Here is a 14,955-nt window from a genome sequence, read left to right on the forward strand (position 1 = left end):
TTTAATGTGATCTGTAATATAATTGTCATCTTAACGACATATTCTAGTACTAAGTCAAAAAAGGTAGAGATTTAAATGGCACAAGCCGAGTTTTCATTGCAGGAAAAAGATAAGAAACGACTGATAAAAGATCGTTTAGTTCGACTTGCAGTGACATCCGGTGGTGTCGGCGTACTCGCGGCGCTTATTTTGATCTTTGTCTACCTCGCTATGGTGATCATTCCGCTTTTTTCTGATGCGGAGATCAAAACCAACCAAGCCATTCGAGCTACTCATATTGAAACACCACTTGCGATTTCAGTGGATGATTACGCTCAGCTCGCGTTCGTTCTAACCCAAAGTGGTGAGATTCAATATTTGTCGATGGACGATCCTACGAAACCTGCGGTGTATACACAGCAAATCGTCCAGAAACCCGTCGCTTTCTCTCAATCTGCTCCTGGGCTAGGTTGGTATGGATTTGTTGATGGGCAGGGTAAAGCGAACCTTTTCAAGCCAGAATTTAATGCCACATTGAGAGAAAATACACGTCCTCCGGAAGTGATTGAGCTAGACACCAGCATGGATCTGACGCTGAGTATGCCTCAAGAACCTGTGACTCAGTTTGTATTTGCAGCTTCGACGCCCTTACCAACGGTTGTTTGGCAGACGCAAAGCGGTGAAGTGAAAGCTCGCTGGCAAGTGGCTTCGTCTTTGGGTACGTCTCCTACAACGATCGATTTTACGTTCTCTTCAGGCTTTAATACGCCTCAGCAAATGTTGTTGACACCTGACGGTGAAACGCTTTATTTGCGCGATGGCTCTGAGTTGATAGTGTTAAAGAAAACCGCACGTAAATTTGCTGTACGAGAGGTGGTCGATCTCACTCAAGGTGATAAGAAGCATTCCGTTCGTACGATAGACTTATTGGCTGGTGCTTACTCGCTTTTGGTGACGCACAACGATGGTCGGGTGTCGCAATGGTTTGATACGCTGCAAGAAGAAAAACGCACGTTAACGCATATTCGTGATTTTAAATTGGCATCAGAGCTTAAGTATTTGTTGCCGGATTCTCATCGAAAAGGATTTTATAGCTTTTACACCAACGGCACGTTGCAAAGCCATTATACAACCAGTGAAAAACTGGTGTTGTTTAAGCGTGCGTACAATCAAGCGCCCGCAATCGCAGCAATGTCTAACAATGAACGCTACTTAATCACTTGGCAAAATAATGCGTTAAATGTTGCGGAAGTGGACAATGCCTATCCGGAAATTTCATTGTCTTCATTATGGCAAGAAGTGTGGTACGAAGGGTATCCTGAGCCTGAATTTGTGTGGCAATCGACTTCGGCGAGCGATAACTTTGAGGCTAAGTTCAGCCTAGTACCTATTGCGTTTGGAACGATAAAAGCGGCGATGTTTGCGATGCTGTTTTCAGTACCGCTCGCAGTGCTAGGTGCTATTTATACGGCTTACTTTATGTCGCCACGCATGCGTCGTGTAGTAAAACCGTCGATTGAGCTAATGGAAGCACTGCCGACGGTGATCATAGGTTTCCTCGCGGGATTGTGGTTCGCGCCTATTGTCGAAGATCACCTGATTACGATCGTCGTTATGCTGTTTGTTTTGCCCTTGAGCACCATGATTATGGGCGGGCTATGGGCATTAATACCGCAACCTTTGCGGAATCGTCTGCCCAATGGTTGGCATGCTTTAGTGCTCATGCCTGTCATATTGGTACTGATTGTGCTTGGAGTGTGGATTTCGCCTACGATTGAGCAGACGTTCTTTGGTGGCGATATGCGCTTATTCTTAACCGAGCATGGTATTGGTTACGATCAACGCAATGCATTGGTGGTGGGGTTAGCGATGGGGTTTGCTGTTATCCCGACGATTTTTACCATTGCCGAAGATGCCATTTTCTCTGTACCGAAGCATTTATCGGATGGCTCTTTGGCATTAGGGGCCACGCCTTGGCAAACTTTAATCTATGTTGTCTTGCTTACTGCAAGCCCAGGTATTTTTTCTGCCATTATGATGGGCCTGGGACGCGCCGTTGGCGAAACCATGATTGTGTTAATGGCAACGGGCAATACGCCATTAATGGATTGGAATATTTTGGAAGGATTGCGCAGCCTGTCGGCGACCATCGCCGTTGAGTTGCCAGAGTCGGAAGTTGGAAGTTCGCATTATCGCCTGCTATTCCTAGCTGCATTGATTTTGTTTGTGTTTACGTTTGCAGTAAACGCGCTTGCGGAGTGGGTTCGTCAGAGACTGAGAGATAAGTACCGTGCGTTGTAACAATGGTTTGAATAAAGAGCGAGTAATAACGTGTTAAATTGGATTCGTTCTGGCGCACCGTGGATATGGCTAACAGGCGGTGCAGTCAGCATCAGTTTGTTGTCGGTATTAGGGTTGTTACTCCTTATCGGCTGGAAAGGCCTGACTTACTTTTGGCCAGCGCCCTTGTATCAGTGGAATGTTGCAGCGCTGACTCCTGTACAAGGTGAAGTGCTACATGAAAATACTATTCTGATTGGTCAAGTGTATGAGCGCAGCTTTGTACCGAAGAGTTATTTGCCTGAAAGCGCAGCACAACAGTTAGAAGACGATGAAGATTTTGCCACGCGACTCAACATCAAAATCGCTAACCGAGAGTTGTATCCCGCCGATTTTATCTCCGTATTGCAAATGCAGTTGGATGAGCCCACGACGCCAGAAGAGTGGGCGGTGATAGAGCGCAGTAGCGGTGGTTATTTCTTTGGTAAGCTGGTGGCGTTTCAAGATGGTGATAATATATACACCAGTGATATTCAATCGGTACTAAATAAAAAGCTTGATGATGCAGAAACTCTGCACCATGAGATTGATTCTTTGGTGGTCGATCAGCTTAAAGAGCTTGGTTGGAAGCTAGAGCAGTTGCGATTAGAAAAGCGCAAGCATGAATTGAATGACACGCTGACAGAAAGCTTCTTAAACGAAAACCAGACGAAAAAAGAGCAGATAGAAAAAGCGCTTGCGACGTTAGATTTGCAACTTGATGGTTTACGACTTCAGCTCTCTGACTATGCCTTGATTGTCGAGGATATGACGGGGTCACAAGTATCGATTCCGCTCGAAGACATTTTGGACTACTGGTATCCAAACCAAATGTCACTGCCTGATAAAGTCATGCATTGGGGAAAACAGGTTTGGAAGTTTTTATCTGAAGATCCAAGAGAGTCTAACTCCGAAGGAGGCGTGTTCCCTGCGATATTTGGTACGGTTTTCTTAGTACTCATCATGTCGATCATTGTGATGCCACTCGGGGTGATCGCCGCTATCTATCTACATGAATACGCTAAGAATAACGCTCTAACCAGAGTTATTCGTATTGCGGTTATAAACCTAGCGGGTGTTCCATCGATTGTTTATGGCGTGTTTGGTTTAGGTTTCTTCGTTTATACGATTGGTGCCTCTATCGACAACGTATTCTATGCGGAGAAGCTACCGGCACCAACCTTTGGTACGCCGGGTTTGTTATGGTCTGCACTAACTCTTGCCGTGCTGACGCTTCCAGTTGTGATTGTGACTACTGAAGAAGGTTTAACTCGTATTCCGAGCTCAGTACGACATGGTTCTCTGGCGCTTGGTGCAACTCAGTTCGAAACACTATGGCGTGTGGTTTTACCTATGGCGACGCCAGCTATTATCACAGGTTTGATCCTTGCGATTGCACGTGCAGCTGGCGAAGTAGCGCCACTGATGCTGGTGGGGGTCGTGAAATTGGCATCCAGTTTACCGGTTGACGGACAATTCCCTTATGTGCATTTGGATAGAAAGTTCATGCATTTAGGTTTTCACATTTACGATGTTGGCTTTCAAACCTCCAACATCGAAGCGGCGCGACCATTAGTTTATGCTACCTCTTTCTTACTCGTGACAGTGATTGTCGGGCTAAACTTAACAGCAATCAGTATTCGCAATAATTTACGAGAAAAATACAGAACGTTAGGACAAGATTAAGTATGTTTAATTTTGATAGTACATTAGGTTATGAGCCACCATTGGACGTTCATAATTTAACGGATGAACAAACAGCCATCTCAATCGAGAACCTTAATCTGTTCTATGGTCAAACTCAGGCGCTGCATGATATTTCGATGCGAATTCCCAAAGGGCGAGTCACCGCTTTTATCGGTCCTTCAGGGTGTGGAAAGTCGACGTTATTACGTTGCATCAATCGCATGAACGACTTAGTGGAAGGGTGTCGAGTCACAGGCAAAGTGCGTCTCCATGGCAAGAATGTTTATCATCCTAATGTCGATGTTGCGACACTTCGACGCCGAGTGGGGATGGTGTTTCAAAGACCCAATCCATTTCCTAAGTCTATTTATGAAAATGTAGTTTATGGCTTACGCTTACAAGGTGTAAAAAACAGCCGCAGTTTAGATGACGCAGTGGAGCGATCCTTGCGCTCGGCGGCGTTGTGGGATGAGGTAAAAGACCGCTTGCATGAGAACGCATTTGGTTTATCTGGTGGTCAGCAACAGCGCTTGGTCATTGCGCGTGCGGTGGCGATTGAGCCGGAAGTCCTGTTATTGGACGAGCCAACATCAGCGTTGGATCCAATCTCAACTTTAACTATTGAAGAGCTTATCAATGAGCTGAAGACTCAATATACTGTCGTTATCGTTACCCATAACATGCAACAAGCGGCGAGAGTGAGCGATCATACTGCATTCATTCATATGGGTAAGTTAATTGAATACTCTGACGCGGACTCGATCTTCACTTCGCCAATGAAGAAACAGACCGAAGATTACATTACGGGTCGCTACGGTTAAGTCGCGACTCTATACGGAATAAGGAACATCATGCACTTTGGACGTCATATTTCAGGACAATTTAACGTAGAGCTAGAATCGATTCGTACTCATGTATTAACCATGGGAGGCTTGGTAGAGCAGCAGCTTTCGTATGCTATTCAAGCCTTGCATAAAGAAGACATCGAACTGGCGCGTAAGGTTGTGCGTGACGATCATAAAGTGAATGCGATGGAAGTCTCGATCGATGACGCCTGTACACGCATTATTGCTAAGCGTCAGCCAACGGCAAAAGACTTGCGCTTAATCATGGCTATCATCAAAACGATCACGGATTTAGAACGCATCGGTGATGTGGCGACACGCATTGCTTACGTTGCCATTGAAAGCCCATCATCAAAAGAACGACAATTCCAAGTGTCGTTAGAGCCTCTCTGCCGTCAGGCAATTAATATGCTGCATCAGGTTTTAGACGCGTTTGCCCGTATGGATGTAGAAGCGGCAGCAGAGGTGCACAAACAAGATGACAAACTAGACGCCGAGTATGAAGCGGTGATTCGTCAGTTGATGACTTACATGATGGAAGATCCAAAAAATATCCCTAATATTCTGCAAGTGATGTGGTCGGCACGCGCGATTGAACGCGTGGGTGACCGCTGCCAGAACATCTGTGAATACATTATTTACTTCGTGAAAGGGAAAGATGTACGCCATCTAGGTGATCAAAGTATTGATGACGTACTGAAGTAACTGACTTCAATAAATAGACCAGCTTTTAGGCTGGTCTATTTATTAGAGAGAAGGAAAGCACGTCAATATTTATCAGGAACGAAGGTCTGATCATCAATGGGCGCTCTGACGTAACCTTCTTTATTGAGTTCAGGTAATTCGATGGGTGAGTACTCAAGTGCTTTGTAATCAATCTGGCTTAGTAAATGACTGATACAGTTCAAGCGCGCTTTCTTTTTGTCATCAGAAGGGACGACCCACCAAGGGCAGCTTTTCGTGTCTGTATAGGCAAACATCTTATCTTTTGCTTCCGAATACTCCGCCCAGCGATGACGTGACTCCAAATCCATGGGGCTGAATTTCCAACGTTTGATCGGCGTATTAATTCGACCTAGAAAACGTTTTTCCTGCTCTTCGTCTGAAACCGAAAACCAATACTTAATCAGAATAATCCCAGAGCGTTGCAACATTCTCTCGAATTCAGGGCAAGAGCGTAAAAACTCCTCGTATTCGTCTGGAGTACAGAACCCCATGACTTTTTCGACACCTGCTCGGTTATACCAACTTCGGTCAAATAAAACGATTTCACCAGCAGATGGTAAATGAGCGACGTAACGTTGGAAGTACCATTGCGTTTTTTCTTTTTCTGTCGGTGCAGGCAGAGCTACTACGCGACAAACACGCGGGTTTAGCTTTTCTGTAATTCGCTTTATCACTCCGCCTTTGCCCGCAGCATCACGGCCTTCAAACAGAACCACCACTTTTAACCCTTTGTGTTTGACCCACTCTTGAAGTTTTACGAGCTCAACTTGAAGGTTTTTGAGCTCCTTTTCGTATTCCTTTTTCTTCAATTTAGACATACACCTTTCCTCACTCCTTGATAAACAATATGTTAGCACTCAAAAGCTATGCGCGTGAGGTTACGGTCGTCTATTTGAGAGCTGCTACGACATCGGTAATGGCTTGTGTACTTGTGATGGGGATTAAAAAATCATCGACATCGGATGCGCCCATTTTGCTTTGTTCAGCAACAAAGGTCATTTGGCTAGGGCGTGTGGTTTTGCCTGACAGATGGATTTCAGGAACTTGAGTGTCTTCTACTAACGCACGTACGTTACTCGCATTAACGCCAGCACCCGCCATGATTGCTATGCGTCCTTGGGCTTGCTTAACCAAAGCTCTAAGCACATCGATCCCTTGCGGTGCTGAAGGCGCAAGACCGGAGGTTAAAATACGTTCACAACCTAAGCTGATCACTTCTTCCAAAGCTTTTTCAGCGTCACGACACTGGTCAAAGGAACGATGGAAGGTCACGCCTAAGCCAAGCGCTTGAGCAAATTCACACAGCGCAGCCGCGTAAGGCATATGAATATCACCGTCTTGAGTGAGCACGCCGAACACGACACCGCTCAAGCCTGATTGGTGAGCTGCTTCAATATCCCAACGCATCATTTCGATCTCTTCTTCATTGTAGAAGAAGTCACCTTGGCGTGGGCGGATCATGGCATAAACTGGAACACTAGAAAGCTTAGCCGCTTGCTGCATAAAGCCATAACTGGGTGTTAGTCCGCCTAAAGCCAAAGAGGAGCAAAGTTCAATCCGAGTGGCGCCGCCAGCAATGGCGTAGTGCAGAGATTCAATATTATCAATACAGACTTCTAGGTGAGTAACCACGTTCATTTATCCTGCTAACGTTACAAATAAGTGTTGTGGCTAAGATATTAACAGGGCCAGTAAGCAGAATCTGTATGGAGGGGATGATAAATAGAGGTAAAGTTTACGCTAAAGCGTTACCTCATTTTGGCGGTTTATCTGAAGGAAAAAGAAAGCCCAGAGCAGAGGCTCTGGGCTTTGATAGGACTTTACTTAGACTGATTGGCGTTTGCGGTTTTCCGCATTAGCTTATTGCTTTATATACATCCAACCATCACACCCGTTGAGCTAGGGTGAAGGTCTATTATTTTTTGCCTAGGTCAGCTGCGTGCTCAGATAGGAACGCTGCAACACCTTTTGGAGATGCGTCCATACCTGCTTTACCTTCTTCCCATTGTGCAGGACATACTTCGCCGTGCTTCTGGTGGAAGTTAAGAGCGTCAACCATGCGTAGCATTTCGTCGATGTTACGGCCTAGTGGTAGGTCGTTAACTACTTGGTGACGTACAACGCCTTCTTCGTCGATTAGGAAAGAACCACGGAAAGCAACGCCTGCTTCTGGGTGCTCAACGTCGTAAGCTTTACAGATTTCGTGCTTAACGTCAGCAACTAGTGGGTACTTAACTTGACCGATACCGCCATCTTCGATAGCAGTGTTACGCCATGCGTTGTGAGAGAACTGAGAATCGATAGAAACACCGATTACTTCAACACCTTTAGCTTGGAAGTCAGCTAGACGGTTGTCGAATGCGATTAGCTCAGATGGGCAAACGAAAGTGAAATCTAGTGGGTAGAAGAATACTACTGCTTTCTTACCTTTAGTGAACTCTGCAAAGTTGAAGTTTTCAACGATTTCACCGTTACCTAGAACAGCTGCTGCAGTAAAATCAGGGGCTTGACGACCTACTAGTACCATTTTTTTGCTCCTAAAAAGTATGGTTAGCTCCAAACCGAATTCAGTTGTGTCGGTTTGGTTCGTGTTTGTACGAGACAAACTATAGTACAGATTGTAGTATTGAAAAAAGCGAAATAAATAGATTGAGTTAATCGAAAAAAACGATAATAACAAAACTCTTAACTCGATCACTGGAACGGCGGTAGATACAAATACAATTATGAATAAATGGCCCAGTTTGAAGCAGTTACACTATTTAGTCACACTGCATGAAACAAGACATTTTAGTGACGCTGCAGAGCGTTGTTTTGTCAGTCAGTCGACTTTAAGTAAGGGTATTCAAAACTTAGAGGAGTTGATTGGCTGTCCATTATATGAAAAGAAAGACAAGAAAAGTCCACTGGTTTTTACCCAAACAGGAGAAATGGTAGTAAAGCAGGGGCGAGAGCTGTTAGCAAAAGGGCAAGATTTGGTCGAGCTTGGACGTATGTGCCAAGGCGACGATATGCAAGGCCAGCTAAAAGTAGGATGTATACCAACAATTGCTCCGTTTTTACTGTGTGATTTGGTACAAGAGGTGAACTACCGTTTTCCACAACTGAATCTTTTATTAAGAGAAGACACGACGACAAACTTACTTCAAGCGCTCAGACATGGTGAGCTGGATGTGCTTATTTTAGCGTTACCAGTCGAAATTGATGGCATGGAAAGCCGAGTAGTGGGTAAGGATCCGTTTCGAATGGTTATAAGCGCTAATCAAGCCCAATCGGTCCCTGTGCCGATTCGTTACGCGGATTTACCTGACGAATCCGTCTTTCTACTAGAGAAAGAACATTGCTTAACGGAACATGCGGTATCAGCGTGTAAATTAACAGACAAAGAAAAAATCAATCCGTTTACGGCAACCAGCCTCCATACACTGGTGCAAATGGTTGCGAATGGTTTGGGAACAACGTTCATTCCTCAAATGGCTATCGACCATGGCTTGCTGCATAACCAGAATTTAGTCGTGATCGATCCTCCAGGTAAACAAGCTTATCGCGAAATCGGCTTAGTTTGGCGTCCGAGCTCGTCAAGAACGAAAACATTTAATCAACTTGCAGAAGTCGTTTCAGAGCTGCTTTAGCTATTAGTATTAGCCCTTACTTCTCCATTATTTATCTAAAAGCGCACTGGAAACAGTGCGCTTTCTAGTATTTTATTCTGCTGGTAAACTTTGACTTGTAAAATTTTACAGCTCTTCTTTGATGAAGCTTTCATAAAATAGTGAAATTTCACAATGTTAATTTTACACAAAGCCCTGCATGTCTTGTTTGACCCCTGTTTAAATCCATCTCTTCAGCCCTTGTGAATACAAGGTGTTTGTTTACCTGTCAATATTCATACGCTTGTTTGAAATTATAAAGCGACTTTAAATTTAATGTAATTTTATTACGTAATAACTTACAAAATAAGGCGCTTGATAGATGGTTTTTACCTTGCGGAATAAAACTTTGAATTTTCTGTTTTGTTTATATTAGGGGTTTCACTAAACCCTTTGTTGATATAGCTTATTTAAAGGCCGATACGACTTATGTCTAGATTGAAAATACACGTAGCATTACGCAATCTATCGGCATGGCTAGACGAGTTGAACACAAAGTTAAAGGATGTAATTTGTTGTTCATAACTTACAAATGTAGCTTTACGCTGACTGCCCAAGATTGATAAAGCACGTTAAGGATGAATGATTATGCTTGCTCAGACAGAACAAAAAACACAACAACTAAAGCAAACCCAAGGCATGCTTGAGGTGAATGGAGTCGTTGCTCCAGAACATCAAGCAATTTTCCCTGTTGAAGCCCAAACCTTTTTATCTCTACTGTGTGAAAAATTTGCCGGACGTGTTGAACAGTTGCTGGAAGCAAGAGAAGAGAAGCAAGCACGTATTGATGCTGGTGAGCTACCAGATTTTCTACCAGAGACACAAGACATCCGTGAAGGAAGTTGGAAGATCCTAGGAATCCCACAAGATCTGCAAGATCGCCGTGTGGAGATTACCGGACCAACTGACCGCAAGATGGTGATTAACGCACTGAATGCGAATGTAAAAGTGTTCATGGCAGACTTCGAAGATTCAATGTCTCCTGCATGGAGTAAAGTGCTGGATGGTCAAATTAACTTGCGCGATGCTGTTAATGGCACCATCAGTTACACCAATCCTGGCAATGGCAAACATTATCAGCTGGAAGATGACCCAGCGGTGTTGATCTGCCGTGTTCGCGGCCTTCATTTAAAAGAAAAACACGTTACGTGGCACGGTCAGATCATTCCAGGTGCGCTATTCGATTTCGCTCTGTATTTCTATAACAACTACAAAGCGTTACTTCAAAAAGGCAGCGGCCCTTATTTCTACCTTCCAAAACTGCAATCGCATCACGAAGCGAAGTGGTGGAGCGAAGTGTTCCATTTCACGGAAGACTATTTCGGTTTGGATACAGGCACCATCAAAGCGACTGTGCTGATTGAAACCTTACCAGCGGTATTCGAAATGGACGAGATTCTGTTCTCGCTTAAAGAACACATCGTTGGTTTGAACTGTGGTCGCTGGGATTACATCTTTAGCTATATCAAAACATTGAAAAAACACTCAGACCGAGTACTGCCAGATCGCCAAGTGGTAACGATGGACAAGCCATTCTTAAACGCTTACTCGCGATTATTGGTACGTACTTGCCATAAACGAGGTGCTTTCGCGATGGGAGGAATGGCCGCATTTATCCCAGCTAAAGACCCGAAAGAGAATCAAAAAGTATTAGACAAGATCCAGACTGACAAATCGTTAGAAGCTAACAACGGCCACGACGGTACTTGGGTGGCTCATCCAGGTTTGGCTGACACTGCTATGGAAGTCTTTAGTGCTGTGCTGGGTGAACGCACCAACCAGTTGGATGTGAGCCGTGCAGAGGATGCGCCTATTACAGCAGCTGAACTGCTTGAGCCTTGTGAAGGCGAGCGCACTGAAGGCGGAATGCGCCACAATATTCGCGTTGCGCTGCAATACATCGAAGCTTGGATTTCTGGCAATGGTTGTGTGCCGATTTACGGACTGATGGAAGACGCAGCAACGGCAGAAATCTCACGCGCCTCTATCTGGCAATGGATTCAACACGGCAAGTCGCTAGACAACGGATTAAAGGTCACTAAAGAGCTGTTCGAGCTCTATCTCAAAGAGGAGATTGAAGTCGTGAAGCAAGAAATTGGCGTGCAGCGCTACCATGCGGGTCGATTTGAAGAAGCAGCAGACTTAATGGCAAGGCTCACGACGAGCGATGAACTGACCAACTTTTTGACAGTTCCTGGTTATGACTACCTGGATTAATAAAGAATAACTGTAACACCAATAACGTGAAGGATTTTCAAGGCAGATAGGGAAGTACTGCCTGAGAACGGAAACTCAACGCACACGCATAAAGTGCAAATTATAAAGAGGGATAGACCAATGACTAACTTAACTCGCCGCCAACAAATTGAAGCTCTGGAAAAAGACTGGGCAACTAACCCACGCTGGAAAAATGTGAAGCGTACTTACACTGCCGAGGAAGTGGTGGAACTGCGTGGCTCTATGGTGCCTGCAAACACAATTGCACAACGTGGTGCAGACAAACTTTGGTCACTGGTCAACGGTAGTGCGAAAAAAGGTTACGTAAACTGTCTTGGTGCGCTAACGGGTGGTCAAGCCGTTCAACAAGCTAAGGCAGGTATTGAAGCGATCTATCTGTCAGGCTGGCAGGTAGCGGCGGATAACAACACCGCTTCGACGATGTATCCAGACCAATCTCTTTACCCAGTAGATTCTGTACCGTCAGTAGTAAAGCGTATCAACAACTCATTCCGTCGTGCAGACCAAATTCAGTGGGCTGCTGGTAAGACGCCTGAAGATGAAGGTGGTATTGATTACTTCCTACCTATCGTAGCGGATGCGGAAGCGGGCTTTGGTGGTGTGCTTAACGCTTACGAACTAATGAAATCGATGATCGAAGCCGGTGCCGCGGGCGTTCACTTTGAAGACCAGTTAGCATCGGTGAAAAAGTGTGGTCATATGGGTGGTAAGGTATTAGTTCCTACGCAAGAAGCTGTACAAAAGCTCGTTGCAGCTCGTTTGGCTGCTGACGTAGCGGGAACAACAACATTAGTTATTGCTCGTACTGATGCGAATGCGGCGGATCTCATTACTTCAGATTGCGACCCATATGATAAAGACTTTATTGAAGGTGAGCGCACTCAAGAAGGTTTCTACCGCGTTCGCGCGGGTATCGACCAAGCGATTTCTCGCGGTCTGGCTTACGCACCATATGCAGACTTGATTTGGTGTGAAACGGCTACGCCATGTTTGGAAGAAGCACGTAAGTTTGCAGAAGCAATTCACGCTGAATACCCAGATCAATTGTTGGCATACAACTGCTCGCCTTCATTCAACTGGGAGAAAAACCTAGATGCAGAAACCATTGCTAAGTTCCAACAAGAGCTTGCAGACATGGGCTACAAGTACCAATTCATCACGCTAGCAGGCATTCACAACATGTGGTTCAACATGTTTGAACTGGCACACGCTTACGCTCAAGGTGAAGGTATGCGTCATTATGTTGAGAAAGTTCAGCGTCCTGAATTCCAAGCGGCTGAAAAAGGTTATACGTTTGTTGCGCACCAACAAGAAGTAGGTACAGGTTACTTCGATAGAATGACCAATACTATCCAAGGTGGTAACTCTTCAGTGACAGCATTGACAGGTTCGACCGAAGAAGACCAATTCTAATTGGCAGAGAAACACTTCCTTAATCAGCGTCAGTAATGGCATTTTGAGCGGCAACCCTGCCGCTCTTTTTTCGTTTAACCGGTGTAAAAACGAAACTTACAACAAAGAGAATACGCTTGCGTACTATTCTTCCTGCTCGATTTCTTCAGGTTCCACTTCTTCTTGTAGTTCCAATAAGTTAATCGCAATCGTCACGAAGTCACTATCAGTAATAATGCCGACCAATCGACCTTTGGTGACAACAGGTAGACAGCCAACTTTATGCTTTTGCATATAGATAGCGCTCTCTTTGAGCCCCGCGATAGGCTCTGCCGTCATGATATTGGTGTGCATCATTTCGTAGAGCGGTGTGTCAAAAGTAAAAGATTGTTCAGCCTCATCTGGGTGCAAGCTCGATTCTTGAGCAGCAAGAATGTCGCGTTGAGTCACCAAGCCTTGTAAGTGGTTATTGGCATCAACAACCGGAATGTGTCGAATATCAAGCGCATCCATCATGCTTTTTGCATCACGCAAGGTGTGCGTGCGCAGTAAGGTATGAGGATTACGAGTCATCATGTCTTCAACCTTGATCATAGAGACCTCCAGCGGCATTGTCCTTCTCTTAAATATAGAGAATATTTTTCTGTATATCTGGGAGCTAACTCGTTTTTCATCAATTAAATAGCACAATGCTGATGGGCTGCGTAATCTGTGTTTTATTGGTGTTTTATTGGTGTTTTATTGGTGTTTTTATTAATTTGAATAAGTCGGTTTGTGTGCGAGTCAGTTGGCATTTTTAGTTGATATTGAATGTGTCCCCAAGGTAATCCAATGAATTGAATCGCACATTTTTATTCGCTGGATTTTCCAAGATTCTTCTCTCGAAGAAGATACGCCCAGGCTTACCAAATTGAAGACAGCAACCTAGATGAAACGAACAACGTGTAACAAACTTATTGCGCTGGCAGTGGCGGCATTCAGTGTGCCATCAACACAGGCGATTGTGTTAGGAGATGAACAAACCGATCCTGTTGACCGCGTTACTTTGCGAGCAAGTAATATGGCAGAGTTTCCGCTGTGTGGGGGAACGATGCTGACAGAGCAATGGGTACTGACTGCGGCGCACTGTGTGGTGATGGGACAAGGAACCAATGAAGCAACCTACTATGTGACCCCGCCGGGTGAGTTGTCGGTGAATGCGAATGTGTATGAACTTAATTCTGCAGGGCTTGATAACTTCTATCCGGTGTCTCACGTTGTGGTTCATCCGGATTACACCCGGATTTCAAAAGCTGAGGCCGACAGTAATGGCAACGTGAAACCTATCCAAACCGGTTTAGATTCAGACATCGCGTTGCTGTATCTCACGCGCCCAGTGGCAAACGCGAGCTTTGCTGACCTAGCGAGTAAAGTTGACATGGAGAGTATCGAAGCACGTTTGGCGGCGGATTGGAACGATAATTACCTGACCAATCAACGTGTCGAAAATGTGCAAGTGTTTGGATGGGGGGCTACTCAGCCGGATGCTTCTGAACCTTCTAATACGCTCAAAACCACCATTAGCACATTTTTACCCATCGACAAATGTTATGAGCGTTTAGAAATTGGCAGCAGTTTTCCGGGGATCATTGATTCAAGAGACAACCAAACCAAAATTTGTACGCTACCAACACAAAACCATGTATTGGAGCCAGATAGCCATACTCAATATGGCAACTCTGCATGTAAAGGTGACAGTGGTGGCCCGTTGGTCGATGTGGCGACCGGCAAACAAATTGGTATTGTTAGTGGCGGCCCCCTTATTCTACCAACGTGTGGCTCTTTGACGATCCCAAGTTTCTACACCAAGGTGAGCCACTATTACGACTGGGTACAGTCTTACATCACTGCCGATGCGCCACCAAGTCGTTACATCATTGCGCCGAATTTTATCAAAAGTGCTAACAATGAAAGTGGTGACAATAAAGAGTGTCACGATGGCATTGCGACCAATAACTGTGATTTCAAAGGCTCAGATGATGAAGGTGGCAGTCTAGGGTTTTGGTTATTGGGTTTATTCGTGCCGTTATTCTTGTGGCGAAAGCGTGAGGTTTGATAGGGCGATTGGAATGCCAAACTAA

12 protein-coding genes are annotated in these 14,955 nt (G+C 45.0%); 8 read left to right on the plus strand and 4 right to left on the minus strand.

Annotation, left to right across the window (positions count from 1 at the left end; all coding sequences use genetic code 11):
* Positions 1-75: 75 nt before the first annotated feature.
* Genes R7044_RS17415 through phoU form a run of 4 tightly spaced genes read left to right on the plus strand, consistent with a single transcriptional unit; the run spans position 76 to position 5,534 of the window.
* Positions 76-2,280 carry an ABC transporter permease subunit gene (locus R7044_RS17415; RefSeq protein ID WP_225455711.1) on the plus strand — a complete coding sequence of 735 codons (2,205 nt, stop codon included), beginning with the start codon at positions 76-78 and terminating at the stop codon, positions 2,278-2,280.
* A 30-nt stretch (positions 2,281-2,310) separates the two neighbouring features.
* A complete protein-coding gene (gene pstA / locus R7044_RS17420; protein WP_205390722.1) occupies positions 2,311-3,984 on the plus strand; it encodes a phosphate ABC transporter permease PstA in 1,674 nt (557 codons plus the stop codon).
* 2 nt (positions 3,985-3,986) lie between these two features.
* Positions 3,987-4,805: a phosphate ABC transporter ATP-binding protein PstB gene (pstB, locus tag R7044_RS17425; RefSeq protein ID WP_005381745.1), complete on the plus strand. Its 819-nt coding sequence runs from the start codon at positions 3,987-3,989 to the stop codon at positions 4,803-4,805.
* Positions 4,806-4,835: 30 nt separating this feature from the next.
* Complete coding sequence (phoU, locus tag R7044_RS17430; RefSeq protein ID WP_005381744.1) at positions 4,836-5,534, plus strand: phosphate signaling complex protein PhoU; 699 nt, start codon at positions 4,836-4,838, stop codon at positions 5,532-5,534.
* 62 nt (positions 5,535-5,596) lie between these two features.
* Here the strand turns inward: phoU and ppk2 are convergent, their stop codons facing one another.
* The 3 genes from ppk2 to R7044_RS17445 form a co-directional block, all read right to left on the minus strand.
* Entirely contained in the window at positions 5,597-6,373 is a 777-nt protein-coding gene (gene ppk2 / locus R7044_RS17435) for a polyphosphate kinase 2 (RefSeq protein WP_047102160.1), read from the minus strand.
* A gap of 70 nt (positions 6,374-6,443) precedes the next feature.
* The gene (locus R7044_RS17440; protein WP_132937069.1) at positions 6,444-7,187 is read right to left on the minus strand and encodes a copper homeostasis protein CutC; all 744 of its coding nucleotides are present in this window, start codon (positions 7,185-7,187) and stop codon (positions 6,444-6,446) included.
* 283 nt (positions 7,188-7,470) lie between these two features.
* Positions 7,471-8,082: a peroxiredoxin C gene (locus R7044_RS17445; RefSeq protein ID WP_005381738.1), complete on the minus strand. Its 612-nt coding sequence runs from the start codon at positions 8,080-8,082 to the stop codon at positions 7,471-7,473.
* A 199-nt stretch (positions 8,083-8,281) separates the two neighbouring features.
* Between R7044_RS17445 and R7044_RS17450 the strand changes: the two genes are divergently transcribed.
* From R7044_RS17450 to aceA, 3 genes are all read left to right on the plus strand, one after another.
* Positions 8,282-9,187: a hydrogen peroxide-inducible genes activator gene (locus R7044_RS17450; RefSeq protein WP_005383681.1), complete on the plus strand. Its 906-nt coding sequence runs from the start codon at positions 8,282-8,284 to the stop codon at positions 9,185-9,187.
* A 606-nt stretch (positions 9,188-9,793) separates the two neighbouring features.
* On the plus strand, positions 9,794-11,422 hold the full coding sequence (aceB, locus tag R7044_RS17455; protein WP_225455712.1) for a malate synthase A: 1,629 nt from the start codon (positions 9,794-9,796) through the stop codon (positions 11,420-11,422).
* 120 nt (positions 11,423-11,542) lie between these two features.
* The gene (aceA, locus tag R7044_RS17460; protein ID WP_005381733.1) at positions 11,543-12,856 is read left to right on the plus strand and encodes an isocitrate lyase; all 1,314 of its coding nucleotides are present in this window, start codon (positions 11,543-11,545) and stop codon (positions 12,854-12,856) included.
* 123 nt (positions 12,857-12,979) lie between these two features.
* Here aceA and R7044_RS17465 read toward each other — a convergent pair whose 3' ends face one another.
* Positions 12,980-13,429 (minus strand): CBS domain-containing protein, encoded by a 450-nt coding sequence (locus tag R7044_RS17465; RefSeq protein ID WP_152560889.1) that lies wholly within the window; start codon positions 13,427-13,429, stop codon positions 12,980-12,982.
* Between the two features lie 334 nt (positions 13,430-13,763).
* Here R7044_RS17465 and R7044_RS17470 point away from each other — a divergent pair, with 334 nt between their 5' ends.
* A complete protein-coding gene (locus R7044_RS17470; protein WP_033905798.1) occupies positions 13,764-14,930 on the plus strand; it encodes a trypsin-like serine protease in 1,167 nt (388 codons plus the stop codon).
* The last annotated feature ends 25 nt before the right edge of the window (positions 14,931-14,955 follow it).

Source organism: Vibrio sp. 1402 (assembly GCF_033340275.1).

Coding starts and splice junctions, on each gene's coding strand:
- R7044_RS17415 (WP_225455711.1), top strand. CDS start 76: ATGGCACAAGCCGAGTTTTCATTGCAGGAAAAAGATAAGAAACGACTG.
- pstB (WP_005381745.1), top strand. CDS start 3,987: ATGTTTAATTTTGATAGTACATTAGGTTATGAGCCACCATTGGACGTT.
- phoU (WP_005381744.1), top strand. CDS start 4,836: ATGCACTTTGGACGTCATATTTCAGGACAATTTAACGTAGAGCTAGAA.
- ppk2 (WP_047102160.1), bottom strand. CDS start 6,373: ATGTCTAAATTGAAGAAAAAGGAATACGAAAAGGAGCTCAAAAACCTT.
- R7044_RS17445 (WP_005381738.1), bottom strand. CDS start 8,082: ATGGTACTAGTAGGTCGTCAAGCCCCTGATTTTACTGCAGCAGCTGTT.
- R7044_RS17450 (WP_005383681.1), top strand. CDS start 8,282: ATGAATAAATGGCCCAGTTTGAAGCAGTTACACTATTTAGTCACACTG.
- aceB (WP_225455712.1), top strand. CDS start 9,794: ATGCTTGCTCAGACAGAACAAAAAACACAACAACTAAAGCAAACCCAA.
- aceA (WP_005381733.1), top strand. CDS start 11,543: ATGACTAACTTAACTCGCCGCCAACAAATTGAAGCTCTGGAAAAAGAC.
- R7044_RS17465 (WP_152560889.1), bottom strand. CDS start 13,429: ATGATCAAGGTTGAAGACATGATGACTCGTAATCCTCATACCTTACTG.
- R7044_RS17470 (WP_033905798.1), top strand. CDS start 13,764: ATGAAACGAACAACGTGTAACAAACTTATTGCGCTGGCAGTGGCGGCA.